This window comes from Leisingera sp. SA215 (assembly GCF_055902035.1).
Window position 1 is genome coordinate 18,873 of record NZ_JBVVXU010000028.1, and the last position, 24,036, is coordinate 42,908.

Genomic DNA, 24,036 nt, shown 5'->3' on the forward strand with positions numbered 1-24,036 from the left:
GCACAGGCTGCCATATCTGTTGCGATTCCAGCATGGTTTGCGTACCCACGGGGCCAAGCAGTTCGAAAGGCACGGCATCATGCTGAAAACCCGTATCATTCCCTGTCTCGACGTCGCCGACGGGCGCGTGGTCAAGGGTGTCAACTTTGTCGGCCTGCGCGATGCGGGCGATCCGGTGGAATCGGCCAAGGCCTATGATGCGGCCGGTGCGGATGAGATCTGCTTTCTCGACATTCATGCGACGCATGAAAACCGCGGCACCATGTTCGACGTGGTGCGCCGCACCGCCGAGCAGTGCTTTGTGCCGCTGACCGTGGGCGGAGGGGTGCGCAGCAAGGACGACGTGCGCGCGCTGCTGCTGGCAGGCGCCGACAAGGTCTCCTTCAACTCCGCGGCCGTGGCCAATCCGGATGTGATTGCCGAAGCCGCCGATCAGTTCGGCAGCCAATGCATCGTCTGCGCCATCGACGCCAAGACGGTGGCGCCGGGCCGCTGGGAGATTTTCACCCATGGCGGCCGCAAGCCGACCGGCATCGACGCGGTGGAGTTTGCCAAGCTGGTCACAGCGAAGGGCGCCGGGGAGATCCTGCTGACATCGATGGACCGCGACGGCACCAAGTCGGGCTTCAACCTGCCGCTGACACGGGCGATTTCCGACGCGGTGGATGTGCCGGTGATTGCCTCAGGCGGCGTCGGCAACCTGGATCACCTGGTGGAGGGGGTGACCAAGGGCGGCGCCTCGGCGGTGCTGGCGGCGTCGATTTTCCACTTCGGCGAATACACCATCCAGGAAGCCAAGCAGCACATGGCCGCGGCCGGCATCCCGATGAGGCTGTCATGAGTATTCTGCACGATCTCGAAGCCACCATCCTGTCCCGCAAGGGGGCAGATCCGGACAGCAGCTGGACCGCCAAGCTGCTTGCCAAGGGGCCGGAAAAATGCGCCGAGAAATTCGGTGAGGAGGCGATCGAGGCGATCATTGAAGCGGTGAAAGGCGACCGCGGCAAACTGGCCTCGGAAGGCGCTGATGTACTGTATCATTTCCTGGTGATGCTGGCGGCCCGGGATGTGGCGCTGGAGGATGTCCTGCAGATGCTGACCGAGCGTCAGGGCCTGAGCGGCATCGCCGAGAAGGCCAGCCGCCCCAAGGGCTGATCCGTCCCGGACACATGCAGGCAGCCCAGGCCTCCCGCGCCGGACAGATGCACTTGCCTGCGGCAAGCACAAGCTCTCCGCCTTGGGCGTGGCGCCGCTGCGCGGCGCAGAGCCTCCGCTGCCGGGCCCTTAAAGGTCAGGATTTCCCTTAGGCCCTTTCACGATTGTTTTGAGGCTTGCCATGTAAATGGCAAGCCGCGCCGCGCAGCGGCGCCCGGCCCAACCGTGAAGGCCGCCCCGAAGGGCGGCAGGCATGGGCGGGAGCACCTCCGCCCTGCCGCAGCCTCAAAGCTTCGAGGAAATGATCCCGGTGGCAAAACCGCCAAAACGCAGTTCTCCGAACAGGCGCTGGTATTCGATCTTGGGGCAGCGGTTCTGGATCACAGTGACACCGCGCGCCTCTGCCCTTGCAGCGGCTTCGGCATGTTCCACACCGATCTGCATCCAGATAGTCTGCAGCTCAGGGAACCGCTCCAGCGCCTCGTCCACAATGGGCGGCACCGCCTCGGAACGGCGGAAGATGTCGACCATGTCCACCGGCACATCGATTTCAGAAAGGCCGGCCCGCACTGTTTCCCCGAACAGCATCTTGCCTGCATGGCCGGGGTTCACAGGAATCACCCGGTAGCCTTTGAGCCCCAGATACCGCGCCACGTAATAACTGGGGCGCACCGGGTTCATCGACACACCGACCACGGCCACTGTCTTGGCCCGCTGCAGGACCGCTTTCAGATGGTTATCACTGTATTCCGTCATGCCGCGCACCCTAGCCCTGCCTTCCGCATCCGCAAAGCCGGATTCACCTCCGGCCCAGAAAAAAGCGCCCGGACGAACCGGGCGCTAGGTATGGAACGAGGGACAGTGAAAAAGATCTGCGGTGGTTCCATTCCGCAGTCCCTATTGAATATGGGCCACAGTTGAAAAAATAAAAGACCACCTCTCGCATTTGTGAGGTGACAGGCTATTTGCGCAGAACCGCAGGCCAGTGGGCACGCCCATCCGCAATCAATTGCACGGTGTCTGCGCGCCACAGATGATGAACCCTTCGGTTGTTCAGAAGATACAGATCTCCGTCCACGATGGCCCAGATCTGCGGGTTTCCGTCATGCAGCTGCCCCTGCGACACTGCATAGGCGCAATAGCCGCCAAAGGCTGGCGCAAAGGCCCGGGGATTGGCCTCGAACAGCGCCTGATTGCGGGCCGAGGCAAAGCGCCAGACGGCACCCTTCCACATCACCGCATGGCTGCGCCGTCCGGGCTCTGCCGCGCCGTGTTCGAAGAACGCAACTGCATCATAGCCGCCGATAGCGACCCCTGCGCGAGAGGAGTAAACAGCAGCATCCGCCCGCACCGTCCCCGGCAGGGACATCACCATCACCGCAACGGCCATCAGGACCAGACGCAAGGTCACATTGCACTCCATTCACTTGCTGCAACAGACTTCTGACTCTGCCGCACCGCTCCGCCTTTGCAAAGGCGGCATACGCAGATGTGATCAGCCTGTGACGGCCGGCACCGCGGCCCTACCGGGCGATAGAGGCATAAAGCGCGATGGCGGCCGCGTTGGACACATTGAGCGAGCCAAAGCCGCCCGCGGCGTCAATCTTGACCAGCCCGTCAACGGTCTCCTTGGTTTTCTGCCGCAGTCCCGGGCCTTCGGCGCCCAGCACCAGGGCCACAGGCAGGTGCTTCTTGCCGTCCAGCGCGGCCTCGACGGTCTGATCCGCCTCGCCGTCCAGCCCCAGCACGATGAAGCCCATCCGCTGCAGTTCGGTGATGGTATCAGACAGGTTGCGCATCCGCAGGTAGGGCTGGCGTTCCAGCGCGCCGCTGGCGGTCTTGGCCAGCGCCCCGGTTTCCGGCGCCGAGTGATGGCGGGTGCCGATCACCGCGCTGGCACCCAGCACCTCGGCCGAGCGCAGAATCGCGCCGACGTTATGCGGATCGGTCACCCGGTCCAGCAGCAAGACCCGCGGCGCCTCGCGGCCGATGCAATTTTCTGCCAGGCCGCCCCAGTTCAGCGGCTTCACTTCCAGCGCCGCGCCCTGATGCACCGACTGCGCATCGATCGGCGGATTGAACTTGCGCGGGTCGATCACCTCGGCCTCGACGCCCGAGGCCGCAATCGCATCGGACAGTTTCACTTCGGCGTTCATGGTCACCATCAGGCGCAGTTTTTCCCGCTGGGGATTCATCAGCGCATCGCGCACCGCATGCAGCCCGAACAGCCATACAGTTTCTGCCGTAGCGGCCTTTTTGGACTGTTCTTTTTCGACGACCCATTTGGGTTTCTTGGACATTTTGCTCTCCAGCAGAAAGAATTTCCGGGCGCTTTGAAAAACTTGCGATTTTCCTGTTGACGCCCGTTTGGCCTGCTAGTAATCACGCCTCCACGTCAGGTGCAACACTCACCTGACAGTGGGCGACAGGCCGCAAGGTGTGGCAGGGGACTGTAACTCCCTCGCGGAGACGCACGCCTGGTTCGATTCCAGGGTCGCCCACCATCTTCTCTCTTTTACAGACCGGACGATGGTGGTTCAGCTGCAAGCTGAACAGGCTGAACGCTGCCCGGCACAGCAAAAAGCCCGCATGAAGTTCGCGGGCTTTCCAATTGATTTAGAATGCGAATGTGCCGGTCAGGCGGTTTCGGCCACGGCCTGGTCTGCCCAGGCGATCAACGCGTCCAGATCCGGCCCCGCCGCCACCGCCATGCCGTCGGCAAAAGCCTGGAACGGCTCCACATTCATTTTGTTGACGCCGGAAATCACCGGAATGCCCAATGCCAGCGCCTCCCCGATGATGGGGCGCATGCCGCGTCCGTCGGCCTCATGCTTGCCGAATTTATTGACGATCATCAGCTGCGGCCGCGGTTCGGATTGCAGCGCGGCCGAGACCTTCCCGACCGCCCGCTCCAGCGCTTCCGGGTTCAGCCGGCAGCCGCGGGCACCCGCGCCCAGGGATTGCGAAATCCGGATGGTTTCGCCGTCTGGCAGAACCCGCACATCCATGTCGCAGAGTTCCTTGTCGTAGCATTCCACATTGGTCTGCACGATGCCCGCCAGGCGAAAGCCCTTGGCTCGCAGTTTCTCTGCCAGCTCACTCAGCAATCGGTCGGTGGCACCGCGTTCTTGGGTCATCACATAGGCCAGGTGCATCGGTTACTCTCTCCAGTCTCGTGTCTTTTCATAGGTGGTCATACGGCGTGCAGGGTCAACCCCTACCAGGGCAGAGGCTGATAGCCGATGACCGGCGCGTGCAGGATCAGCAGGATCAGGAAAACCGCTGCCGCCGGCACCGCCTCAAGCATTGCAGGGCGCAGGCGCGCTAGATTCAGCCGCGCTGTATTGCGGCTGAGACGGTTCCATTCGCCCTGCCCCAGCCGGCGCTGTGTGCGGCTGTCGATCAGTCCCATGCCGATCCAGGCAAACCCCGCGAACAGGCCGAACAGGATCACATGTGCCAGATCGCCATTGGCCAGCAGATGCGCCCCGGCCCACAGCGCCATCGCGGCCAGCAGCGGATGGCGGCTGACCGCCAGAATGCCGGGATCCGCCGGATCAAAGGCCCGCAGCCCCAGGCCCCCGAAACTGAACGGGTTCTGCCGCATCATCCCCGCCACAGCCAGCAGGCAGGCCAGCGGCATAAGCAGAAGCGGCGCCCAGCGCAAGAGGTTCCAATGTGGCAGCACCCCGGCATAAGGCGCCCGTGCCGCCGCCACGGCCAGCCAGGCCAGAATTGCCAGCGACAGCAGGCTGTAGGCGATGGTATAGCCGCCCAGCCCCAAGTGGCGCACCAGCCAGGACCGCACCGGCGGGCGCACCGGGATCGCGTGGCTGAGCAGAAACAGTGCCAGCGCCGCGGTGAATTCAAGCCAGCCCATCGGGGTTTCTCCAGAATTAGATCAGTCTCGATCAAGGCTATACGCGGGCGGGCAGTATAGAACGTTGCCCCAGATCAAAAAAGGGCGCCGCCGGGGCGCCCTTCTCATGTCGCTGCAGCCAGGCTTACAGCCCCAGCGCCTTGCGCCGCTCCTCGGCAAAGCCCTGCACCATGCGGTCGGCAATCAGCGCCAGGATCGCCATCGCCGCCCCGGCGGAAATGCCCAGCCCGACATCCGCCTGCCCCAGCGCCAGATAAATCGATTGGCCCAGGCCGGTGGTGCCGATCAGCGCCGCAATCACCAGCATTGCAAAGGCGTAAAGGATGGTCTGGTTCAGCCCCAGCAGGATCGACGGCGCCGCATAAGGCGCGCGAATGTCCTTGAGCGTCTGCCATCTGGTGGCACCGGAGGCGGTTGCGGCCTCGATCATCTCTTCCGGCGTTGCGACCAGCCCATGCCGGGTGTAGCGGATCATCGGCACGATGGCATAGGCGATGATCGCCAGGAAGGCCGAGAACTCGCCGATCTGGAACACCATCAGCACCGGAATCAGGAAGACGAACAGCGGGATCGTCTGCAGCATGTCGCAGATCGGGCGCACCACCCGCCACAGGCCCGGCGACACCGCCGAGGCAAGGCCGATCGCGCCGCCCATCACCGCGCAGGCAAACACCGCAGCACCGGAGAGATACAGCGACAGCAGCGCCCGCTCCCACAGGCCGGAGATCAGGATGGTACCGAGCAGGACCACGGTCAGGATCGCCAGCCCGCGCCCGCCAGCCACCCAGCCCAGCGCCCCGGCGCCCACCAGCACAAAGGGCCAGGGCAGCTGCGAGATACCCGTTTCCAGCATGCCGGCGGCAATCAGCAGCATCACGCCCAGCGCCAGTCGGCCGCGCAGGGCCAGGACCAGCCCCGCAGCGGCGGCCGCCGCAAACAGTCCCAGGCTCATCGCCGGGGTCCAGGCAAAGCCCCAGGTGAAGGGCAGCACCGCCTGATCCAGCCCGATCCGCAGCGGCAGCAGCACATAGAACAGCACGTTGGTCTTCAGCGCCGTCAGCGCATCGGCATTTGCAGTGGTAAAGGCCGACAGCCCCCTGTCCACACTGTCCGCCACCGGGTTGAACAGGGCATAGGCGCCGGGCTGCTGAAGGCTGCCCCAGAAGGCCGCACTCACCGCCGCGCCGGTGGCCAGAATGCCCCAGGCGATGCGCGGGTCGTGTTTCTCGCGCCGGTCTTCGGTCAGGGTGCCGCTCATCCGGTCGATCAGGATTGCAAAGATCACGATCACCAGCCCCGCCAGCAGGCTTTGGCCGAACTGCGCCTTGCGCATGGTCAAAAGGACCTCCCAGCCGATATCGTCAAAGCCGCCGATCACGGCGGCGATGATCACCATCGACAGCGCCGCCATCAGGCATTGGTTGACACCGACCATGATCTGCTGCCCGGCGGAGGGGATCTCGCACTGGAACAGCTGCTGAAGGCGGGTGCCGCCGGCCATGACGGCGGCCTCCTTGATCTCGGGCTCCACCCGCTCCAGGCCAAGCAGCACATTGCGGGCCATTGGCGGCGCGGCATAGATGGCGGAGGCAATCAGCCCCACCACCGGGCCAAAGCCGAACAGCACCAGCAAGGGGGTGAGATAGGCAAAGGTCGGAACCGTCTGCATGATGTCCAGCAGCGCCTGCACCGGTTTGCGGATCTTCGGGTATTCATTGGCCAGGATGCCGATGCTGCCGCCGATGATTAGCGCCAGCGGTACCGAGACCGCGACCAGCGCCAGCGTGTTCATGCTCTCGGGCCAGTAGCCCGACGCCAGCACGAACCCCAGACCTGCGATGGCCATCAGCGCCATCCGCACCCCGCCCAGGGTCCAGGCCAATGCCGCGGTGGCGCAGATGACCAGCGGCCAGGGGGTGTTGCTCAGCACGTAATTGGCGGCTTCCATCGGATAGAACATCAGCGCCGAGAAACTGCGGGCCGCAGGTTTGATCAGCGCCAGGAACCACTCCATGGCGGCCCCCACCCAGTCGGTGGCGGGCAGCACCCAGGCGGCGGGAAATTTCATCAGCCAAGGCACACTGCTTTCCAAAAGCAGGCACAGAGCGCCAACCGCCGCTGCGATCAGCGCCGCCGCGGCGCCTTTTGTCAGACCCGCCATCAGCCCTGCTCCACCTGCAGCGCCGCCGCCAGGTCTGCCGGGTTCACAACGCCAACCAGCTGGCCGTCCGCCGACCGGACCGGCACCGGATCGTACAGCTCCATGCAGCGTGCCAGGGCGGCATCCAGCGTCATGTCCTGACGCAGGCCGGGATCATCGGCGCCATAAACCAGCTCCGCACCGGTTTCCATCACCGAGGCCACACGGGCATGGCGGCCCTTAGCCACATCCTTGGAAAACTCGCGCACGTAATCATCCACCGGGCGCAGCACGATGTCGGCCGGCGTGCCGATCTGCACAATCCTGCCATCGCGCATGATGGCGATGCGGTCGGCCAGTTTCAGCGCCTCGTTGATGTCATGGGTGATGAAGACGATGGTGGTCTTCAGCTTGGCCTGGATCTCGAGGAATTCATCCTGCAGCTGCCGCCGGATCAGCGGGTCGAGTGCCGAGAACGGCTCATCCAGGAACCAGACCGAGCAATCCGCCACCAGTGAGCGGGCAATGCCGACCCGCTGGCGCTGGCCGCCGGACAGCTCGCGCGGGTAGTGGTTTTCGCGGCCGCGCAGGCCGACCAGAGTGATCACCTCTTCCGCCTTGGCCTGCCGTTGCTTTTTCTTCACCCCCTGGACCCGCAAGGGATAAGCAACATTTTCGACGACCGTCATATGCGGGAACAGGCCAAAATGCTGGAACACCATACCCAGCTTTTTGCGGCGCAGTTCGATCAGCCGCTTGGCGCTGGCCTCGACGATGTTTTCGCCGTCGATGCGGATTTCACCACCGGTTGGGTGCAGCAGATGCGAGATGCAACGGATCAGGGTCGACTTGCCGGAGCCCGACAGCCCCATGATCACAAACAACTCCCCTTCCCTCACTTGAAAGGAAGCATTCTGAACCGCCGGGATCAGCCCCTTGCGGCGCAGCTCCCCGGCAGCGTCATGCGGCGAGTGATGGTTTGCCAGCGCCTCTTTCAAGGCGCTGCCTGCGTCATTGCCAAACACCTGCCAGACATTCCGGCAGGTGATGGCAGGCGTGCCGGTGCCGGCTTCAGGGCCGCTCACTGGGCAGGGCTCACTTGATCGCGGCGTCGACAACCGGGCGCCACTTGGCCTCATTCTCGGCCAACCAGGCAGCAACCACCTCTTCAACCTTGCCGCCGTCCACATCAATCGCACCCATCATCGGCTGCTGGTCTTCCACAGCCAAAGTGTAATTCGACAGGATCTCATAGGCTGCAGGCCAGGTTTCCTCAGTGCCGGACCAGGCCGCCTTGAAGATGCGCGAGGGCGAGAAATCGCAATCATTCACCGCGTTCGGGTTCGGGCCCCAGGCCGGATCCGTGAAACAGGCCTCTTCGCCCGGCGGCAGATCGACAAATTTCACATCATAGGCCGACATCGCCCAATGCGGCTGCCAGAAGGTGACCAGCAGCGGCGTCTTGCGTTCAGTCGCAGCGCGCAGTTCAACGATCAGGGCGGCCTCGGAGCCCGCAGGCACGGCCTTGAACGGCAGGTCCAGCCCGGCCATGCGGTCGGCGCCAGGCGTGCCCCAGTCGGCGGGATAATCCACCAGGCGGCCATTGGGCAGGGTTTCCGCGGTGGCGAACTGCATCGCGCAGTCCTTCAGCGCTTCCCAGGCCGGCAGGCCGGGGCAGATCTCGGCCACATGCGCCGGATAGGCGATGCCTTCGCGCGCGTTCAGCTCCAGATCGCCGAGTTCGACCACGGTGCCCTCTTCGATCTTCTTGGCATATTCATCCGAGACGTTCGACGACCAGATTTCCAGCGTCGCGTGAATGTCGCCATCGGCAATCGCCTGGAACTGGTTCAGCATCCCGGCCGAGACAAATTCCACCTCATAGCCCGCGGCCTCCAGCATCCCGGCGGCAATATGGGTGGTCACATGCTGGCCGGTCCATTCATTGACTGCCAGCTTGATCGGCTTGCTGGTATCGCCGAGTTCCGCCGCCGAGGCAAAACCCGCAGCAACCGTCATTGATGCGGCGCCCAGCGCCAGCGCATATCCTTTGAAGTTCATTATTCTACTCCCTGTCAGTGGCCTTGCGCCGCCGATTGCCCGGCTTGGCGCCTGTTTTGGACCCCGGTGGTTCATGGCTGCCGCTGGCCTTGCGGCTGATCTTGTTGTTGCCATCAGACGCCCACGTTCCAAGTGTGGCCGGGGATAATGCAAGTATTGGAACATATTACGACGGTTTGTCGAGCCGATGCGGCAGGAAATGCGAAATATTCCGATTAACGGTTTAAGTTCTTGTGCAATCAGTCAAGTTCCAAAAGCACCCTGCTCCGCGCAACTGACGCCTGCATCCGGCATAGCGCGGCAGCGGATACCGCTTCAAGCCATTGCGCGCAAACAACAGCAGCGCCCCCGCCCGGGGCGGGAGCACTGAAACCGGAAACCGGGCCCGGCGGGTCAGGACCGGCCCTTGCCGGTGGCCTCCTCGACAATCGGCATCCACTTGGCCCGGTTCACTGCCAGCCAGCCGCGGGCCGCGCCCTGCGGGGTTTCGCCCCGGACATCCACCAGGCCGATCAGCGGCTGCTGGTCCCAGATACTCAGCTGATAGTTCTTCAGGATCTCATGGGCAGCCGGCCAGCGCGCCTTGAATCCGGACCAGCTCGCCTTCATCACCCCGCCGCGGTAAAAGTCGCAATCGCCTGCGGCCTTGGGGTTCGGCCCCCAGGAGGGATCAGTGAAACAGGCGGGTTCCGGCTTCGGCAGGCGCACAAATTGCAACGCATAAGATGACATCGCCCAGTGCGGCGCCCAGAAGGTGGCGATCACCGGGCGCTTTTCCTTATAGGCGTTCTGGAATTGCTCAATGATTGCGGCCTCGGAGTCGGCGGCAACCACATCAAACGGCAGGCCCAGGGCCCGGATCCGGTCCGCCCCCGGCGACCCCCAGGATTCCGGATAGCCGACGTAGATACCGCGCTTGCCCTTGCCATCTGCCGAGAAGATACCTGCGCAGTCGCGCAGCGCCTCCCAATCCGGCAGGCCAGGGCACATCTGCGCCACATAGGGCGGGAAAACCACACCATTGCGGGCGTCCAGCCCCATGTCGCCCAACTCATCAACGCGGCCGGCATCGCGCACGGCGTAATAGTCCTCCGGGCTGCTGGTGGTCCAGATCTCCATTAGAGCGTGGACATCACCTGCGGCCAGCTCGTCATAGATGGCGGCCGGATCCGACTCCACGTATTCCACCGTATAGCCTGCCTCTTCCAGCATGCCGCCGGCGATGTATGTCGACAGATGCTGGCCGGTCCAGTTGTTCAGCGACAACCGGATCGGCGTCCCCGCATCCCCCATGTCGGCTGCGTGAACAGCCCCTGAAACCGCCAGCGCCCCCAGCGCTGCCGCAAACGCTTTGAAATTCATTAGCGCCACTCCCGTACTGCCAGTATTTCCACCCGCCGCACCCCCGGGCACGGCTCTGGATCCGGTATAGCGGGCGGGAGTTGACAAAGGTTAACACGCGGCCGGAAGCGGCGGTCCTATGGCGCGGAAAAAACCTAAAACTTGCCTCAACCGCGGAGCACGCAAACTGGCTGCCTTGGCCGGCTAGCCGGTCCTGCGCGCCGCCAGCAGCACCGGATCATAGGTCAGCGGCAGCTTGCCGCCCCGGCCGAAGCGCTGCCGGTAGCTGTCCTCGAATTCCTGCAGCCGCCCGCGGCTCCAGCTTTGCTGGGCGTGGCCGTTGACGCCGGTCCGGCGCAGGTGTTTCAGCAGGTCCAGGGCGGTATCGAACTCCAGCACCGCCGGCTGCTGCCTGACGGCCCGAATCTCCAAGCCTTCCGGCAGCACCGACGGCCATTCCCCGGCGTCCAGATAGCTGGGTGCGGCGGCGGCTGACCCCAGCGCAGCCAACTCGCGGAACTGGTTGCGGCCAAAGCCGGACAGCGCCAGCCAGCCGCCGGGTTTCAGCCGCGCCGCCAGCCGGGCGGTCAAGGCCGGCAGGTCCGCGACCCACTGAACAGTCGAGGCTGAGGCGATCAGGTCAAACTGCTGCGGCAGCGGCAGGGTCTCGACAGCGCCGGCCTCGAACCGGGACTGCGCCGGGGCTGCGCCCCCCAGCGCCTGCAGCGCCTGCGCCGCCTCGGGCACCAGGTCATTCAAAAGCAGGCTGCCGGCCGTGAACCGCTGCAGCAATTGCCGGGTCAGATGGCCGGTGCCGCAACCGAACTCCAATACCGCCTCGAACCGGCGGGGCGCGCCCTGTGCTTGCAGCAGACCGGCAAGCTGCGCCGCAATGTCCGCCTGCACGGATGCGGTGCCATGGTAGCTTTTCAGCCCGCGGCGGAAGCTTTGGCGCACACGTCCCTGATCCAGCTGAGGCGGCAGCGTGTCTTTCACTGGAACAGCTCCTCCCAGTGCGAGAAGCGGTCAAAGGGCGCATGCGGCGCATCCAGATGCGATACGTTCTGCCCTGCCCAGGCCCGTGCCAGGTTGGCCGGCGGGAATATCTTGTCGCCGGAGCTGATCCAGACGCTGTCAAAACGCATCTGCGGCGCATCCCCGCGGCGCTCAACCGCCAGGAGCTCGGTGCGGCGCGCCTCCACGTCCAGCGCCTCGGCCTTTTGCTCAGCGCCGAACACGCGGGTCAGAAAGCTTTGGTAGCTTTCCAGGCTCAGCGTCTCCATTGTCCTGCGGAACACCGCAGGCGGAATGCCCGCACCGCGGTTCACAGGCTGCAAACTGCCGTTCACTGCCGCCTTGCGCCGGAACGGGTCAGGCCGCCCCTGCTGCCAATGGCCATAAGAGGCGACGCCGAAAGACCAGGCCAGCAGGCTGACCTGCCCGTAACCGGACAGGTCCGGCAATTCCGCGTCCAAATCGGTGTAACCGCTGGCAAACAGGATGTCCTGCGCGCCGTCCAGATGCCAGAACACCTCCGGCCCCACAGCCCAGCCGCCGAAGACCACGATGGCCTCGGCCGCACTGTTCTGTTTGAGCCAGCGGAATTCCATCGCTACAGCTCCCGCGCCAGCCGCAGCATGCCCGCGGTGATTTCGCTCAGCTGATCCGGGGACGTGATGAAGGGCGGCATGGTATAGATGTTCTTGCCGAACGGGCGCAGGAAGACGCCCATGTCATGCGCCCGGGCATGGGCTTCGTCCGCCGAGACCGCATGCGCCATCTCGATGACACCGATCGCACCCAGAACCCGCACATCCGCCACATTCGGCAGATCCCGCGCAGGCGCCAGTTCAGCCAGCATCTGCTGGCCAATCGCGGCAACGGTGCCGCGCCAGTCCTGCCCGGTGAGCAAATCCAGCGAGGCCTTGGCCGCAGCGCAGGCCAGCGGATTGGCCATATAGGTCGGCCCATGCATGAAGATCCCGGGATTACCGCCGCCAACCCCTTCCGCAACGCGGTCGTTCGTCATGGTGCAGGCAAAGGAAATATGACCGCCGGTCAGCCCCTTGCCGAGGCAGATGATGTCCGGCTCCACGGTGCAGAAGCCGGTGGCAAACAGCTCACCCGTGCGGCCGAAGCCGGTGGCGATTTCGTCAAAGATCAGCAGGATACCCAGCTCATCGCACAAGCGCCGTGCCTGGTTCAGGTATTCAGGGTGGTAGAAATACATGCCGCCGGTGCCCTGCACCACGGGCTCCAGAATGAAGGCGGCGATACGATCCGTGTTGGCCTCCAGCACCGCGCGCAGTTCTCCCAGCCCGTTTTGCGCCGGATCATCCACCCAATCCTCATGGATGCGGATCGGCGGGCGGCTGACGAAATGCTGCACACTCAGCGCGCCCTGGAACAGGTGGTGCATGCCGGTGTCCGGATCGCAGACGCTCATCGCCTTCCAGGTGTCGCCGTGATAGCCGGAACGGATGGTGGCAAACTCCTTGCGCCCGGGCTGGCCGATGGCGTGCTGGTACTGCACTGCCATTTTCATCGCCACCTCGACCGAGACTGAGCCGCTGTCGCAGTAGAAGATGCGGCTGAGGCTTTCGGGGGTGATTTCCAGCAGCTTGCGGCCCAGCTCAATCGCCGGATCATGGGTCAGCCCGCCGAACATCACATGCGGCAGCGTGTCGAGCTGGTCGTGGATGGCCTGGGTGATCGCCGGGTTTCTGTGGCCGTGCATCATGCACCACCAGGACGACATGGCGTCGATCAGCCGGGTGCCATCATCGAGGGTAATATGCACGCCCTCCGATTCCTTGACCACAAAAGTCGGGCCGGGTTTGGCGACGTTGGTGTAGGGGTGCCACAGATGCTGCTGATCGAATTCCAGCTGGCTGAGGTCGGCCGTCATGCCGGATCTCCCTTGCTCAGCGCCTCGCGGATCAGGTCGAGGTTGATGTTCTCGGCAAAGGCCGTGGCCAGCGCCTCGGCACCCTCTTCGGGGCGCGTTGCGCCTGGACCGCCCGCAGCCGGGCCGCCTGCGTCACTTCCGACACCCGGTGCGCTGCGCAGCGCCTCGATATAGGGCAGCCGCCCCAGATGCGCCGCCTTGCCGAACTGGCAGATGGTTTCCTCCACCTCAGGCTCCGGGTTGCCGATGAAAGCGACGCCAACCACGTCGCTGCCTGCATCCTGCAGCGCCTTCAGCGACAGCAGCGTGTGGTTGATCGTGCCCAGTTGGGTGCCCGCGCACAGGATCACCGGGGCGCCCCAGCGCGCAATCAGGTCCAGATACAGGGCGCGCCGGTTCAAGGGCACCATCAGCCCGCCCGCGCCCTCGGCCACCAGCACGCCATCCACCTGGGGCAGTTCCAGCCTGTCCGGATCGATCTCTGTCTCCTCTGCCTCGGCCGACAGATGCGGCGACGCGGGCAGTTGCAGCAGATAGCCTTCCGGCAGTGCCGGGCGGCCGGACAGGCGGGTGACGATCTGGCTGTCGGTTTCTTCCTCCAGCCCGGATTGCACGGGTTTCCAATAGGTGGCCTCCAGCGCCTGCACCAGCCCGGCAGAGAAGATGGTCTTGCCAATGCCGGTATCGGTTCCGGTTACGACCAGCGTGTTCATGGGCGTCATGGACGTCATGGGCTTGCCTCCAGTTCGCGGGCGAGGTCTTCGAACATCGCGGTGATGACCTCTGCCCCCGTATTCAACGTGATCGACAGCCGCAGCCGTGCGGTGCCGCGCGGCACTGTCGGCGGGCGGATGCCGCGAATGTCATATCCCTGCGCCTGCATTGCGGACGCCAGCGCCATTGTGCGCTTATCATCACCGATCACCACCGGCAGGATCTGGCTTTGAAAGCCCTCCAGCCCGCACAGGCGTCTGGCCTCTGCTTGGGCATGGGTGATCCCCTGCCACGCCTGATCGCGGCGGGCGGGGTTCTGCTGCAGCTCCTGCAAGGCCGCGCGCACCAGCGCCGCGTTCAACGGCGAAGGCGCAGTGGCAAAGATGAACCCGCGCGCCTTGTTGATCAGCGTTTCGACCAGCACCCGCTGGCCGCAGATCAGCGCGCCCGACGCGCCCAGCGCCTTGCCGCAGGTGTGCAGGGACAGCACGTTGGGGCGGTGGGCTATGCCATGCGCCAGCCCGCGCCCCAGATCTCCGAACAGGCCGGAGGAATGCGCCTCATCCACGACCAGCACGGCGCCGTCTGCATCGGCCAAGGCCATCAGCGCGTCCAGCGGCGCCAGATCGCCATCCATGGAATAGACCGCCTCAACCGCGATCCAGACCTGCCCAGTGCCGCCACCTGCGCGCCAGTCGCGCAGCACCTGCCCAGCGTCAGCAGCATCGCCATGGGCAAAGCTGCGGGTCTCGGCCCGGCCCAGCCGCATGCCGTCATGGGTGCTGGCGTGGATCAGCGCGTCGTACAGGACCAGATCGCCCTGTTGCGGCAGGGTCGAGAAGATCGCCTGATTGGCGTTGAAACCGCCGCCCATGAACAGCGCGGCTTCGGTGCCGAAAAATTCTGCAGCCTCAGACTCAAGCCGCTCGTGCTCCGCGTCATTGCCGCGCAGCAGGCGCGCGCCGCCCGCCCCCACCGGCACGCCGCGCGCCAGCGCATCGGCGGCGGCCGCGCGCAGCACGTCGCTGCCCGCCAGGCCGAGGTAGTCGTTGGAAGCAAAGTCATGCCCGTCCCGCGGCATCAGCTGCCGGTAGCGCCCGCGGCTGCGCAGCGCTTCCAGCGACTTTTCATGCCTCGGGAAGGCGCCCGCCATCAGCGGCTGCCGTCACATCCCACCGCCATTGCGGTGATGCCCAGACGGTCGAACAGCTGCTGGTCCTTGTCCTCTTCCGGGTTGTCAGCGGTCAGCAGCGTGTCGCCGACAAAGATCGAATTGGCACCGGCAAAGAAGCACATCGCCTGCATTTCGTCCGACATATCGGTGCGGCCTGCGGACAGGCGCACGTGGGATTTCGGCATCAGGATGCGGGCCAGCGCCACCGAGCGGACAAATTCGATCGGGTCCAGCTTTTCCACATTGGCCAGCGGCGTGTCGGCGATCGGGATCAGCATATTGACCGGCACCGAGTCGGGATGTGCCTCCAGCGTTGCCAGCGCCAGCATCATGTCGATCCGGTCCAGCTGCTGCTCACCCATGCCGACGATACCGCCGGAGCACACTTTGATACCCGCCTCGCGCACCCGGTTCAGGGTGTCGATCCGGTCCGCAAAGGTGCGGGTGGTGATGATTTCGGAGTAATAACGCTCGGAGGTGTCGATGTTGTGGTTGTAGTAATCCAGCCCGGCATCGCGCAGGCGGAACACCTGATCCTCGTCCAGCATGCCCAGGGTCATGCAGGTCTCCATGCCTAGGTCCTTGACGCCCTGTACCATCGCTTCGAGTGCGGCCATGTCGCGGTCCTTGGGCGAGCGCCAGGCGGCGCCCATGCAATAGCGTGTCGCGCCGCCTTCCTTGGCCTTCTTCGCCTCGGCGATCACGCGCTGAACCTCGATCAGTTTGGAGGCCGACAGCTGCGCACCGTTGCGCGCCGACTGCGAGCAATAGGCGCAATCCTCGGCGCAGCCGCCGGTCTTGATGCTGAGGAGCTTGGATTTCTGCACCTGATTAGGGTCGAAATACTGCCGGTGCACCGTGTGCGCCTGAAACAGCAAGTCCATAAAGGGCGTGTTGTAAATCGCTTCCGCTTCTTCGCGGGTCCAGTCGGTGCGGATGGGTGCAGCGTCCAGCATGCTGTCTCCTGTTCTCGTATACCTGTTGGCCATGCGCGGATGGCGTTGCCAAGTTTTATAGATAATTTCATGACCCGCGATCAAGCATCAAAGCCGCGCCGCAGCGATTTGCCCCGCATTTTAACCAACACACCACACAACGCCATGATTTTAATAAATAAAAATAATCTACAAAGATTCCGGTTGACGCGCCCCCTGCGCCTCCCCTACCCCTAAAGCCACGCAGGGGAGTCCCGCCAAGGGGACTGAGAGGCGTTTAGGTGCGGGGCAACCCGAACCGGCGGCGCGACCCTTTGAACCTGACCCAGTTGATACTGGCGTAGGAAGCAAGGACGCGCCTTTTGGCCCCCTGTCCCCGCGGGGACAGCCGTTTGAAACGGGCGCACTCCGGTAAAGCAGGCCTCCTCGCCTGCCGGTTTCCCAAGCCACACCTCATCTGGTGTCTTTTCTGAGTTTTCGGCTTTGAGGAGCACCAAAATGAACGTCCCCAACCCCAAGATCACCACGGGCGCCTTGCCTGCGTCGCGCAAGATCTACGTCAATGGCGAGGTCCACCAGGACATCCGCGTGCCGATGCGGGAAATCTCCACCCACCCCACCGCGGGCGAAGCGCCGCTGCCGGTCTATGACAGTTCCGGCCCCTATACCGACCCGGACGTGCTGACCGATATCCGCCAGGGCTTGCCGCAACTGCGCCGCCAGTGGATCGAAGCCCGCGGCGATGTCGAAGCATACCAGGGCCGCGACGTGAAACCCGAGGACAACGGCTTTGTCGCGGGGGACCGGCTGGTGCCGGAGTTTCCCGTGAAACCCGCGCCGCTGCGCGGCAAGGATGGCGCGGCGCCGACCCAGCTGGCCTATGCCCGCGCCGGCATCATCACCGCCGAGATGGAATACGTCGCGATCCGCGAAAACCAGCTGCGCGAGCTGTCGCCCTGCCACGGCACCCGCGACGGCAATGATTTCGGCGCCAATATCCCCGACTACGTGACCCCGGAGTTTGTGCGCTCGGAAATCGCCGCCGGCCGCGCCATCATCCCGGCCAACATCAACCACCCGGAAATCGAACCGATGATCATCGGCCGCAACTTCCTGGTCAAGATCAACGCCAATATGGGCACCTCCGCCGTCACCTCTTCGATGGAGGAAGAAGTCGACAAGCTGGTCTGGTCGATCCGCTGGGGCGCCGACACGGTGATGGACCTGTCGACCGGCCGCAACATCCACAACACCCGCGAGTGGATCGTGCGCAACAGCCCCGTGCCGATCGGCACCGTGCCGATCTATCAGGCGCTGGAAAAGGTCAACGGTATTGCCGAGGACCTGACCTGGGAAGTGTTCCGCGACACGCTGATCGAACAGGCGGAACAGGGCGTCGATTACTTCACCATCCATGCGGGCGTGCGGCTGCACATGGTGCCGATGACGGTGGAGCGGGTGACTGGGATCGTGTCGCGCGGCGGCTCGATCATGGCCAAGTGGTGCCTGCATCACCACAAGGAGTCGTTCCTGTACGAGCATTTCGAGGAAATCTGCGACATCTGCCGCCAGTACGATGTGAGTTTCTCGCTGGGTGATGGGCTGCGCCCCGGCTCGATTGCGGATGCCAACGACGAGGCGCAGTTTGCCGAGCTGGAAACCCTGGGCGAGCTGACCAAGATCGCCTGGGCCAAGGATTGCCAGGTGATGATCGAGGGGCCGGGCCATGTTGCCATGCACAAGATCAAGGAAAACATGGACAAGCAGCTGGAGTGCTGCCACGAGGCGCCGTTTTACACGCTTGGCCCGCTGACCACCGACATCGCACCGGGTTATGACCATATCACCAGCGGCATCGGGGCGGCGATGATCGGCTGGTTCGGCTGCGCGATGCTGTGCTACGTGACGCCCAAGGAACACCTTGGGCTGCCAGACCGCGACGACGTGAAAACCGGGGTCATCACCTATAAGATCGCGGCCCATGCGGCGGATCTGGCCAAGGGTCTGCCGGGCGCACAGCGCCGCGACGATGCGCTGAGCCGCGCCCGGTTCGAATTCCGCTGGGAGGATCAGTTCAACCTGTCTCTGGACCCCGACACCGCGCGGGAGTTCCACGACCAGACTCTGCCCAAGGAAGCCCATAAGGTCGCCCATTTCTGCTCCATGTGCGGGCCGAAGTTCTGTTCGATGCGGATCAGCCACGACATCCGTGCCGAGGCGCAGAAGGAAGGCATGGAGGCGATGGCCGCCAAGTTCCGTGAGGGCGGCGAGCTGTATGTGCCTGCCGCCGAGGCCGCCGCGGCCAAGACGGAACCGGCGGAATGATCACCATTGCAGGCGCGGGCCTTGCCGGCCTCGCCTGCGCCTATGAGCTGGCGCAGCGCGGGGCGCGGGTCACTGTCTATGAACGGGGGAAAGCGCCCGGGGACAGCAGCGTCGCGCGTTTTGCCGGCGGCATGCTGGCGCCCTGGTGCGAACGCGAAAGCGCCGAGGAGCAAGTGATCACCCTCGGCAGCCGCGCCTTCGACTGGTGGGCCAGGGTCACCCCGGTCCACAGGCGCGGCACGCTGGTGGTGGCGCCACCCCGCGACCGGGCAGAGCTCAGCCGCTTTGCCCGCCGCACCACGGGCCATCGCAGCGTCGAGGGGGCGGAGATCGCGGCGCTGGAACCGGTGCTGGCGGGGCGGTTCGCGCAGGGGCTGTTCTTTGACGGCGAGGCGCACCTGGACCCGCGGCGCGCCTTGCGCGACCTGAGTGCCAAGGTGCAAGAAACGGGGAGTGAGATCCGCTATGGCACCCCTGCCCCGGCGGGTGTCACACTGGACTGCACCGGCATGGCGGCACCCCTGCCCGGCCTGCGCCCGGTGCGCGGCGAGATGGCTGTCCTGCAGTGCCCTGAGGTGGAGATCAGCCGCACCCTGCGTCTCTTGCATCCGCGGATGCCGCTGTACCTTGTTCCCCGCGGGGACGGGCATTTCATGATCGGCGGCACCATGATCGAGAGCAGCTCGGTCCGGGCCATCAGCCTGCGATCACTCAGTGAGCTGCTGAATGCCGCCTTTACCCTGCATCCCGCCTTTGCAGAGGCCAGTGTGGTGGAGACCGGCGCAGGGCTGCGCCCGGCCTATCCCGACAACCTGCCGCGGCTGACCGAACAGGACGGCACGCTCTACCTGAACGGGCTTTACCGCCACGGTTTTCTGCTGGCGCCCGCGATGGCACAGCAGGCCGCGGATCAACTGTTACCGGAGACATCGGATGAAAATCATCGTGAACGCCAAACCGCATGAGATATCCGCAACCGACCTGAAAGCGGCGCTGCACGAGCTGGGCTTTGCCTGCTCGTCCGTGGCGACTGCACTGAACGGCACTTTCGTCGCCCGCGGCAACCGCGAAGCGGTCCAGCTGAGCGAAGGCGACAGACTGGAAGTGCTCGCCCCGATGCAAGGAGGCTGAGATGCAATTCTACGGAACAGAAATCAGCTCCCGCCTGCTCCTGGGCACGGCGCAATACCCATCGCCTGCCATTCTGGCGGCGGCGGTGAAATCCAGCGGCACCGGGATCATCACCGTCAGCTTGCGCCGGGAAAGCACTGACGGCTCCGGCGCCGGCTTCTGGGACGGCCTGCGCGAGACCGGCTGCAGGATCCTGCCCAATACCGCAGGCTGCCATTCCGTGCAGGAGGCGGTGACCACCGCCCATATGGCGCGGGATCTGTTCGGCACGCCTTGGATCAAGCTGGAGGTGATCGGCCATTCGGACACGCTGCAGCCGGATGTGTTCGGGCTGGTCGAGGCGGCGCGCGTCCTTTGTGCAGACGGCTTTCAGGTCTTCCCCTACACCACTGACGATCTGGTGGTCGGCGAGAAGCTGCTGGAGGCCGGATGCGAGCTGCTGATGCCCTGGGGGGCGCCGATCGGCTCCGGCCAGGGAATGCGCAACCCGGATGCGCTCAGGGCGATGCGGGCGCATTTCCCGGAAGTGCCGCTGATTGTCGATGCCGGCATCGGGCGGCCCTCGGATGCCGCGCAAGCGATGGAGCTGGGCATGGACGCGGTGCTGCTGAATACCGCCGTTGCCAAGGCCGGCGACCCGGCCCGGATGGCTGCGGCCATGGCGCAGGCAATTGAGGCCGGGCGCGCGGGATATGAGGCCGACCCGATGGAGCGGCGCGACATGGCAGTGCCCTCGACCCCTGTTCTCGGCTTGGCGGAGTTTGCATGATGGAACGGTTTTACCTGATCACGGGCCACGTCGGCCGGCTGGAGCTGCTGGTGCCCCATGGGGCCAAACTGGTGCAGCTGCGCATCAAGGATGAGCCTGAGGCCGAAGTGCGCCGCCAGATCGCCCGCGCCCGCGACTTCTGTGCAGTGCATGACGCACAGCTGGTGGTGAATGACTTCTGGCAGGCGGCGCTGGATCTGAACTGCAACTTTGTCCACTTGGGGCAGGAAGACATGGACAGTGCCGACTTTGCCGCGCTACGCCGTAAAGGCGTGCGTTTTGGCTTGTCGACCCATGACGAGAGCGAGCTGGAGCGTGCCCTGTCCTTCGGACCTGCCTATGTCGCGCTGGGGCCGGTTTATCCGACGCTGCTGAAGAAGATGAAATGGGACCCGCAGGGGCTGGAGCGGGTGACGCGCTGGAAGCAGATAGCCGGGGAGACTCCTCTGGTCGCGATTGGCGGGCTGACGCCCGTGCGGCTGCCCGGGGTGTTTGCTGCAGGCGCCGACAGCGCGGCGGTCGTGACCGACATTCAGCTGGCCGATGACCCCGAGTTCCGCACCCGCGAATGGGTTGCGGCCTGCCGCACATGAGCCGCTACGCGCGCCAGATGATCCTGCCCGATGTTGGCACTGAGGGTCAGGAACGGCTGGCCCGCGCGCATGTGCTGGTGGTCGGCGCCGGCGGGTTGGGCTGCCCTGTGCTGCTCTATCTGGGCGCCGCCGGGGTCGGCCGTATCACCGTGATGGACGGCGATATGGTGGAAGAGAGCAACCTGCACCGGCAGGTTCTTTATACCATGGGCGACCTTGGCCGGCCCAAGGCAGCGGCCGCGCGGCGGCAGCTGCTGGCGGCCAATCCGTCGCTGCAGGTGACAGCGCAGGTTGCGCCTTTGGATGCGGCCAATGCTGCCGGTATGGTGGCGGCAGCTGATCTGGTGGTGGATGCAGCCGACAGTTTTGCGGTGTCCTATGTCCTTTCGGATGCATGCCGGCAGCAGGGCAAGGTGCTGATCTCGGCCTCTGCCCTGGGGCAATCGGGGTATGCCGGGGGATTTTGCGGCGGCGGGCCATCCTTGAGGGCGGTGTTCCCGGACCTGCCTGCGCGTGCGGCGACCTGTGCAACCGCCGGTGTCATGGGCCCGTCGGTCGGCATGATCGGCGCGCTGCAGGCCCAGCTGGCCCTGAAGTCTCTGCTGAATCACCAGCCGTCCCCGCGGGGACAGTTGTTTGTTTTCCGGCTGGAGGACCTGCAGGTGAGCAGCTTCCGCTTTGACGAGGCGGAAGAGCCGGAGGGGGCCCTGCCCTTTGTCGCGGCCTCGCAAATCACTGCGGCGGATACGGTGATCGAACTGCGCGATGCCGCCGAGGCGCCCGGCCTGCCCGCCCCGCGCGCACGCCGGATTGCCCGGGCGGATCTGCTGACGGCAGAGCTGCCGACCAAAGGGCGGATCGTTCTGTGCTGCCGCACCGGCCTGCGCGCCTGGGCGGCGGCCGCGGAGCTGAAGGCTGCGGGTTACGGCAACCTCGCCCTGCTGGCCGCAGGACACAGCGCATGACTGTGATCCTGGCAATCGGCGGCACCGACAGCAGCGGCGGCGCCGGCCTGACCCGGGATACCGCCATGGCAGCCGGGCTTGGGGCGGCAGTGCGTCCGGTTGTAACAGCGGTAACGGTGCAGACCGAGGAGGCGGTTCTGGCGATTCACCCCAGCCCGCCGCAGGCCGTTGCGGACCAAGCGCGCGCTGCCCTGGCAACACCGCCTGCACCCGGCGCCGTGAAGATCGGCATGCTGGGCTCGGCCGGGGTGGCGGAGGCCGTGAATGACGCCCTGCCCGCAGGCCTGCCCATCGTGCTGGATCCGGTGCTGAAAGCCTCCTCCGGCGGCAGGCTGATGGCGGCCGGCGGCTTTGGCGCCTTGCTGCAGCGGGCCGCATTGGTCACACCGAATCTGGTGGAGCTTGAAGCAATCTCCGGCTCGACCGGCAGCATCGAGGCGCAGGCGGCGCAGCTGCTTGCGCAGGGTGCCCGTGCGGTGCTGGTCAAAGGCGGCCATGGCACCGGCGCTGAAAGCATTGATGTGCTCTACACCGCCGATGGCGCGGCAACGCCCTTTGCCGCGGCGCGGCTGCCAGGCTCCAAACGCGGCACCGGCTGCAGCCTGGCCACCGCGATCGCCTGCCGCCTGGCCAGGGGAGACAGCCTGCCGGAGGCCTGCCGCCGGGGCAAAGCCGCCGTCCACGGCTGGCTTGGCTGCTGAAGCATGGCAGGTCACTCGGGCACGGTTTTGCGGCCGGATCGGAGCGGCTCTGCCCGGCAGGTATTTTCTGGTCCGGCCGGGAAGCAATCCTGCGCCCCCATTAAACGAGAAGCGTCTCCCCTGTAGCGAAGCGGAGAAGGCTTCGGCATGCGCCTGATTTCGCTGTCAGGATGCGCACAGGGAAACATTCTTCGAAACCTTCTTCGGACATATGTGCGTAAACGCAGATCCGCAGGAAGGCGGGTGGCGCGCGGAACACGCCCCCCCCCCCCGCCTTGCCTCAGCCCGCCAGCAGGCAGGCTGCCTGATGCCCGTCTGAAATAGGCCGCAGCGGCGGCACTGTTTCCCGGCAGGCCTCGGTGGCCAGCGCGCAGCGCGGGTGAAAGGCGCATCCCGCCGGCGGTTTCAACGGGCTTGGCGGCTCGCCGTTGTCGACGCAGCGGTCCCGTTTGGGGGCATGGATGTCAGGGATCGTGTTCAGCAGCAGCTGCGAGTAAGGGTGCAGCGGCTGGCTGAACAGCGCCTCCACCGGCGCCATCTCGACAATCCGCCCCAGATACATCACCGCGATCATGTCCGACATGTGCCGCACCACGCTCAGGTCGTGGCTGATGAACAGATAGGTCAGCCCCAGCTCCTTTTGCAGCCGCCGCATCAGGTTCAGGATCTGCGCCTGCACCGACACGTCCAGCGCCGAGGTGTGGAGTTCGTCCCGATATCCGGACAGTTTGATTATTGACCCTATGCTGCGCTTTTCCAAGTCATGGTTTCGTAGGCTTGCGCGGGGGTTAGGTAGCCGATTGCGGAATGACGCCGCTGGCGATTGTAGAAGACCTCAATGTATTCGAAGATCGCCGCCTTTGCCTGGACGCGCGTTTTGAAGCGCTCCCTATGAACCAGTTCCTTTTTCAGTGATGCGAAGAAACTTTCCATTGGAGCGTTATCCAGGCATTCGCCCGTACGGCTCATGGATTGCGTGATGCGTGCCGCCCCGAGCAATTTGCGGTATTCTTCTCCTGCGTATTGCACGCCGCGATCCGAATGATGAATGAGCCCTGGAACCGGTCCACGGCGCCCCAGGGCCATGTTCAAGGCATCACAGCACAGTTCGGATCGTAGATGATCGTCCATTGCCCAGCCGACGATTTCACGTGTTGCCATGTCTTTGATAGCGGCGGCGTAGAGCCATCCTTCGTCCGTATCGACGTAAGTAATGTCAGCAAGCCAAACCCGGTTTGGAACGG

The 24,036-nt window shown here is 64.8% G+C and carries 26 protein-coding genes, 1 tRNA gene and 1 riboswitch; of the genes, 10 read left to right on the forward strand and 17 right to left on the reverse strand.

Going from position 1 to position 24,036, the window contains the following annotated elements; genetic code table 11:
- Positions 1-79: 79 nt before the first annotated feature.
- Both hisF and AC0KW6_RS20020 read left to right on the forward strand, forming a co-directional pair.
- A complete protein-coding gene (gene hisF, locus AC0KW6_RS20015) occupies positions 80-841 on the forward strand; it encodes an imidazole glycerol phosphate synthase subunit HisF (RefSeq protein WP_323782715.1) in 762 nt (253 codons plus the stop codon).
- Positions 838-1,155, forward strand: coding sequence for a phosphoribosyl-ATP diphosphatase (locus AC0KW6_RS20020; protein ID WP_323782712.1), 318 nt, complete (start codon positions 838-840; stop codon positions 1,153-1,155). The genes hisF and AC0KW6_RS20020 overlap by 4 nt, the downstream gene beginning before the upstream one ends.
- A 285-nt stretch (positions 1,156-1,440) precedes the next feature.
- Here AC0KW6_RS20020 and AC0KW6_RS20025 read toward each other — a convergent pair whose 3' ends face one another.
- From AC0KW6_RS20025 to rlmB, 3 genes are all read right to left on the reverse strand, one after another.
- Positions 1,441-1,911, reverse strand: a complete 471-nt coding sequence (locus tag AC0KW6_RS20025) for a CoA-binding protein (protein ID WP_474035841.1) — start codon at positions 1,909-1,911, stop codon at positions 1,441-1,443.
- Positions 1,912-2,116: 205 nt separating this feature from the next.
- The gene (locus AC0KW6_RS20030) at positions 2,117-2,566 is read right to left on the reverse strand and encodes a YHS domain-containing (seleno)protein (protein ID WP_474035843.1); all 450 of its coding nucleotides are present in this window, start codon (positions 2,564-2,566) and stop codon (positions 2,117-2,119) included.
- A gap of 112 nt (positions 2,567-2,678) precedes the next feature.
- A complete protein-coding gene (rlmB, locus tag AC0KW6_RS20035) occupies positions 2,679-3,455 on the reverse strand; it encodes a 23S rRNA (guanosine(2251)-2'-O)-methyltransferase RlmB (RefSeq protein WP_474035844.1) in 777 nt (258 codons plus the stop codon).
- A gap of 120 nt (positions 3,456-3,575) precedes the next feature.
- Between rlmB and AC0KW6_RS20040 the strand changes: the two genes are divergently transcribed.
- Positions 3,576-3,659 (forward strand) — tRNA-Tyr (locus AC0KW6_RS20040).
- A 132-nt stretch (positions 3,660-3,791) separates the two neighbouring features.
- Here the strand turns inward: AC0KW6_RS20040 and AC0KW6_RS20045 are convergent.
- The 12 genes from AC0KW6_RS20045 to bioB form a co-directional block, all read right to left on the reverse strand.
- Entirely contained in the window at positions 3,792-4,310 is a 519-nt protein-coding gene (locus AC0KW6_RS20045; RefSeq protein WP_323781690.1) for a DUF2478 domain-containing protein, read from the reverse strand.
- A 62-nt stretch (positions 4,311-4,372) separates the two neighbouring features.
- A complete protein-coding gene (locus AC0KW6_RS20050; protein ID WP_474035845.1) occupies positions 4,373-5,035 on the reverse strand; it encodes an NnrU family protein in 663 nt (220 codons plus the stop codon).
- 124 nt (positions 5,036-5,159) lie between these two features.
- A complete protein-coding gene (locus tag AC0KW6_RS20055) occupies positions 5,160-7,196 on the reverse strand; it encodes an ABC transporter permease (protein ID WP_474035846.1) in 2,037 nt (678 codons plus the stop codon).
- Positions 7,196-8,260, reverse strand: coding sequence for a quaternary amine ABC transporter ATP-binding protein (locus AC0KW6_RS20060; RefSeq protein WP_474035847.1), 1,065 nt, complete (start codon positions 8,258-8,260; stop codon positions 7,196-7,198). The genes AC0KW6_RS20055 and AC0KW6_RS20060 overlap by 1 nt, the downstream gene beginning before the upstream one ends.
- A 10-nt stretch (positions 8,261-8,270) precedes the next feature.
- Entirely contained in the window at positions 8,271-9,236 is a 966-nt protein-coding gene (locus tag AC0KW6_RS20065) for an ABC transporter substrate-binding protein (RefSeq protein ID WP_323781679.1), read from the reverse strand.
- A 393-nt stretch (positions 9,237-9,629) separates the two neighbouring features.
- Complete coding sequence (locus tag AC0KW6_RS20070) at positions 9,630-10,598, reverse strand: ABC transporter substrate-binding protein (protein WP_474035848.1); 969 nt, start codon at positions 10,596-10,598, stop codon at positions 9,630-9,632.
- Between the two features lie 183 nt (positions 10,599-10,781).
- Positions 10,782-11,573, reverse strand: coding sequence for a methyltransferase domain-containing protein (locus AC0KW6_RS20075; protein WP_323781673.1), 792 nt, complete (start codon positions 11,571-11,573; stop codon positions 10,782-10,784).
- The gene (locus tag AC0KW6_RS20080) at positions 11,570-12,187 is read right to left on the reverse strand and encodes a pimeloyl-ACP methyl esterase BioG family protein (RefSeq protein WP_474035849.1); all 618 of its coding nucleotides are present in this window, start codon (positions 12,185-12,187) and stop codon (positions 11,570-11,572) included. The genes AC0KW6_RS20075 and AC0KW6_RS20080 overlap by 4 nt, the downstream gene beginning before the upstream one ends.
- Before the next feature lie 2 nt (positions 12,188-12,189).
- A complete protein-coding gene (gene bioA / locus AC0KW6_RS20085) occupies positions 12,190-13,485 on the reverse strand; it encodes an adenosylmethionine--8-amino-7-oxononanoate transaminase (protein WP_474035850.1) in 1,296 nt (431 codons plus the stop codon).
- A complete protein-coding gene (gene bioD, locus AC0KW6_RS20090) occupies positions 13,482-14,198 on the reverse strand; it encodes a dethiobiotin synthase (RefSeq protein ID WP_474035859.1) in 717 nt (238 codons plus the stop codon). The genes bioA and bioD overlap by 4 nt, the downstream gene beginning before the upstream one ends.
- A gap of 14 nt (positions 14,199-14,212) precedes the next feature.
- Positions 14,213-15,352 carry an 8-amino-7-oxononanoate synthase gene (locus tag AC0KW6_RS20095; RefSeq protein WP_474035852.1) on the reverse strand — a complete coding sequence of 380 codons (1,140 nt, stop codon included), beginning with the start codon at positions 15,350-15,352 and terminating at the stop codon, positions 14,213-14,215.
- The gene (bioB, locus tag AC0KW6_RS20100; RefSeq protein ID WP_474035853.1) at positions 15,352-16,329 is read right to left on the reverse strand and encodes a biotin synthase BioB; all 978 of its coding nucleotides are present in this window, start codon (positions 16,327-16,329) and stop codon (positions 15,352-15,354) included. The genes AC0KW6_RS20095 and bioB overlap by 1 nt, the downstream gene beginning before the upstream one ends.
- Before the next feature lie 214 nt (positions 16,330-16,543).
- Positions 16,544-16,672, forward strand: a riboswitch (TPP riboswitch).
- Positions 16,673-16,806: 134 nt separating this feature from the next.
- On the opposite strand from bioB, the gene thiC reads away from it, so the two are divergent.
- Genes thiC through thiD form a run of 7 tightly spaced genes read left to right on the forward strand, consistent with a single transcriptional unit; the run spans position 16,807 to position 22,792 of the window.
- Positions 16,807-18,633 carry a phosphomethylpyrimidine synthase ThiC gene (gene thiC / locus AC0KW6_RS20105; RefSeq protein WP_323782647.1) on the forward strand — a complete coding sequence of 609 codons (1,827 nt, stop codon included), beginning with the start codon at positions 16,807-16,809 and terminating at the stop codon, positions 18,631-18,633.
- On the forward strand, positions 18,630-19,598 hold the full coding sequence (locus AC0KW6_RS20110; protein ID WP_323782650.1) for an FAD-dependent oxidoreductase: 969 nt from the start codon (positions 18,630-18,632) through the stop codon (positions 19,596-19,598). The genes thiC and AC0KW6_RS20110 overlap by 4 nt, the downstream gene beginning before the upstream one ends.
- Positions 19,567-19,764 carry a sulfur carrier protein ThiS gene (gene thiS, locus AC0KW6_RS20115; protein WP_474035854.1) on the forward strand — a complete coding sequence of 66 codons (198 nt, stop codon included), beginning with the start codon at positions 19,567-19,569 and terminating at the stop codon, positions 19,762-19,764. Before AC0KW6_RS20110 ends, thiS begins: the two co-directional genes overlap by 32 nt.
- 1 nt (position 19,765) lies before the next feature.
- Positions 19,766-20,533, forward strand: a complete 768-nt coding sequence (locus tag AC0KW6_RS20120; protein WP_323782655.1) for a thiazole synthase — start codon at positions 19,766-19,768, stop codon at positions 20,531-20,533.
- Positions 20,533-21,126, forward strand: coding sequence for a thiamine phosphate synthase (locus AC0KW6_RS20125; protein ID WP_474035860.1), 594 nt, complete (start codon positions 20,533-20,535; stop codon positions 21,124-21,126). Before AC0KW6_RS20120 ends, AC0KW6_RS20125 begins: the two co-directional genes overlap by 1 nt.
- On the forward strand, positions 21,123-22,091 hold the full coding sequence (locus AC0KW6_RS20130; RefSeq protein WP_474035855.1) for a HesA/MoeB/ThiF family protein: 969 nt from the start codon (positions 21,123-21,125) through the stop codon (positions 22,089-22,091). The genes AC0KW6_RS20125 and AC0KW6_RS20130 overlap by 4 nt, the downstream gene beginning before the upstream one ends.
- Positions 22,088-22,792 (forward strand): bifunctional hydroxymethylpyrimidine kinase/phosphomethylpyrimidine kinase, encoded by a 705-nt coding sequence (thiD, locus tag AC0KW6_RS20135; RefSeq protein ID WP_474035856.1) that lies wholly within the window; start codon positions 22,088-22,090, stop codon positions 22,790-22,792. The genes AC0KW6_RS20130 and thiD overlap by 4 nt, the downstream gene beginning before the upstream one ends.
- A 280-nt stretch (positions 22,793-23,072) precedes the next feature.
- On the opposite strand, the gene AC0KW6_RS20140 is transcribed toward thiD, so the two are convergent.
- Both AC0KW6_RS20140 and AC0KW6_RS20145 read right to left on the reverse strand, forming a co-directional pair.
- Positions 23,073-23,552, reverse strand: a complete 480-nt coding sequence (locus AC0KW6_RS20140) for an oligopeptide/dipeptide ABC transporter ATP-binding protein (protein WP_474035857.1) — start codon at positions 23,550-23,552, stop codon at positions 23,073-23,075.
- On the reverse strand, positions 23,534-24,036 hold a 503-nt coding region (locus AC0KW6_RS20145; protein WP_474035266.1), incomplete at its 5' end, for an IS3 family transposase. The genes AC0KW6_RS20140 and AC0KW6_RS20145, both read right to left, overlap by 19 nt.

Coding starts and splice junctions, on each gene's coding strand:
- hisF (WP_323782715.1), top strand. CDS start 80: ATGCTGAAAACCCGTATCATTCCCTGTCTCGACGTCGCCGACGGGCGC.
- AC0KW6_RS20020 (WP_323782712.1), top strand. CDS start 838: ATGAGTATTCTGCACGATCTCGAAGCCACCATCCTGTCCCGCAAGGGG.
- AC0KW6_RS20025 (WP_474035841.1), bottom strand. CDS start 1,911: ATGACGGAATACAGTGATAACCATCTGAAAGCGGTCCTGCAGCGGGCC.
- rlmB (WP_474035844.1), bottom strand. CDS start 3,455: ATGTCCAAGAAACCCAAATGGGTCGTCGAAAAAGAACAGTCCAAAAAG.
- AC0KW6_RS20045 (WP_323781690.1), bottom strand. CDS start 4,310: ATGCACCTGGCCTATGTGATGACCCAAGAACGCGGTGCCACCGACCGA.
- AC0KW6_RS20050 (WP_474035845.1), bottom strand. CDS start 5,035: ATGGGCTGGCTTGAATTCACCGCGGCGCTGGCACTGTTTCTGCTCAGC.
- AC0KW6_RS20055 (WP_474035846.1), bottom strand. CDS start 7,196: ATGGCGGGTCTGACAAAAGGCGCCGCGGCGGCGCTGATCGCAGCGGCG.
- AC0KW6_RS20065 (WP_323781679.1), bottom strand. CDS start 9,236: ATGAACTTCAAAGGATATGCGCTGGCGCTGGGCGCCGCATCAATGACG.
- AC0KW6_RS20070 (WP_474035848.1), bottom strand. CDS start 10,598: ATGAATTTCAAAGCGTTTGCGGCAGCGCTGGGGGCGCTGGCGGTTTCA.
- AC0KW6_RS20080 (WP_474035849.1), bottom strand. CDS start 12,187: ATGGAATTCCGCTGGCTCAAACAGAACAGTGCGGCCGAGGCCATCGTG.
- bioA (WP_474035850.1), bottom strand. CDS start 13,485: ATGACGGCCGACCTCAGCCAGCTGGAATTCGATCAGCAGCATCTGTGG.
- bioD (WP_474035859.1), bottom strand. CDS start 14,198: ATGAACACGCTGGTCGTAACCGGAACCGATACCGGCATTGGCAAGACC.
- AC0KW6_RS20095 (WP_474035852.1), bottom strand. CDS start 15,352: ATGGCGGGCGCCTTCCCGAGGCATGAAAAGTCGCTGGAAGCGCTGCGC.
- bioB (WP_474035853.1), bottom strand. CDS start 16,329: ATGCTGGACGCTGCACCCATCCGCACCGACTGGACCCGCGAAGAAGCG.
- thiC (WP_323782647.1), top strand. CDS start 16,807: ATGAACGTCCCCAACCCCAAGATCACCACGGGCGCCTTGCCTGCGTCG.
- AC0KW6_RS20110 (WP_323782650.1), top strand. CDS start 18,630: ATGATCACCATTGCAGGCGCGGGCCTTGCCGGCCTCGCCTGCGCCTAT.
- thiS (WP_474035854.1), top strand. CDS start 19,567: ATGAAAATCATCGTGAACGCCAAACCGCATGAGATATCCGCAACCGAC.
- AC0KW6_RS20120 (WP_323782655.1), top strand. CDS start 19,766: ATGCAATTCTACGGAACAGAAATCAGCTCCCGCCTGCTCCTGGGCACG.
- AC0KW6_RS20125 (WP_474035860.1), top strand. CDS start 20,533: ATGGAACGGTTTTACCTGATCACGGGCCACGTCGGCCGGCTGGAGCTG.
- AC0KW6_RS20130 (WP_474035855.1), top strand. CDS start 21,123: ATGAGCCGCTACGCGCGCCAGATGATCCTGCCCGATGTTGGCACTGAG.
- thiD (WP_474035856.1), top strand. CDS start 22,088: ATGACTGTGATCCTGGCAATCGGCGGCACCGACAGCAGCGGCGGCGCC.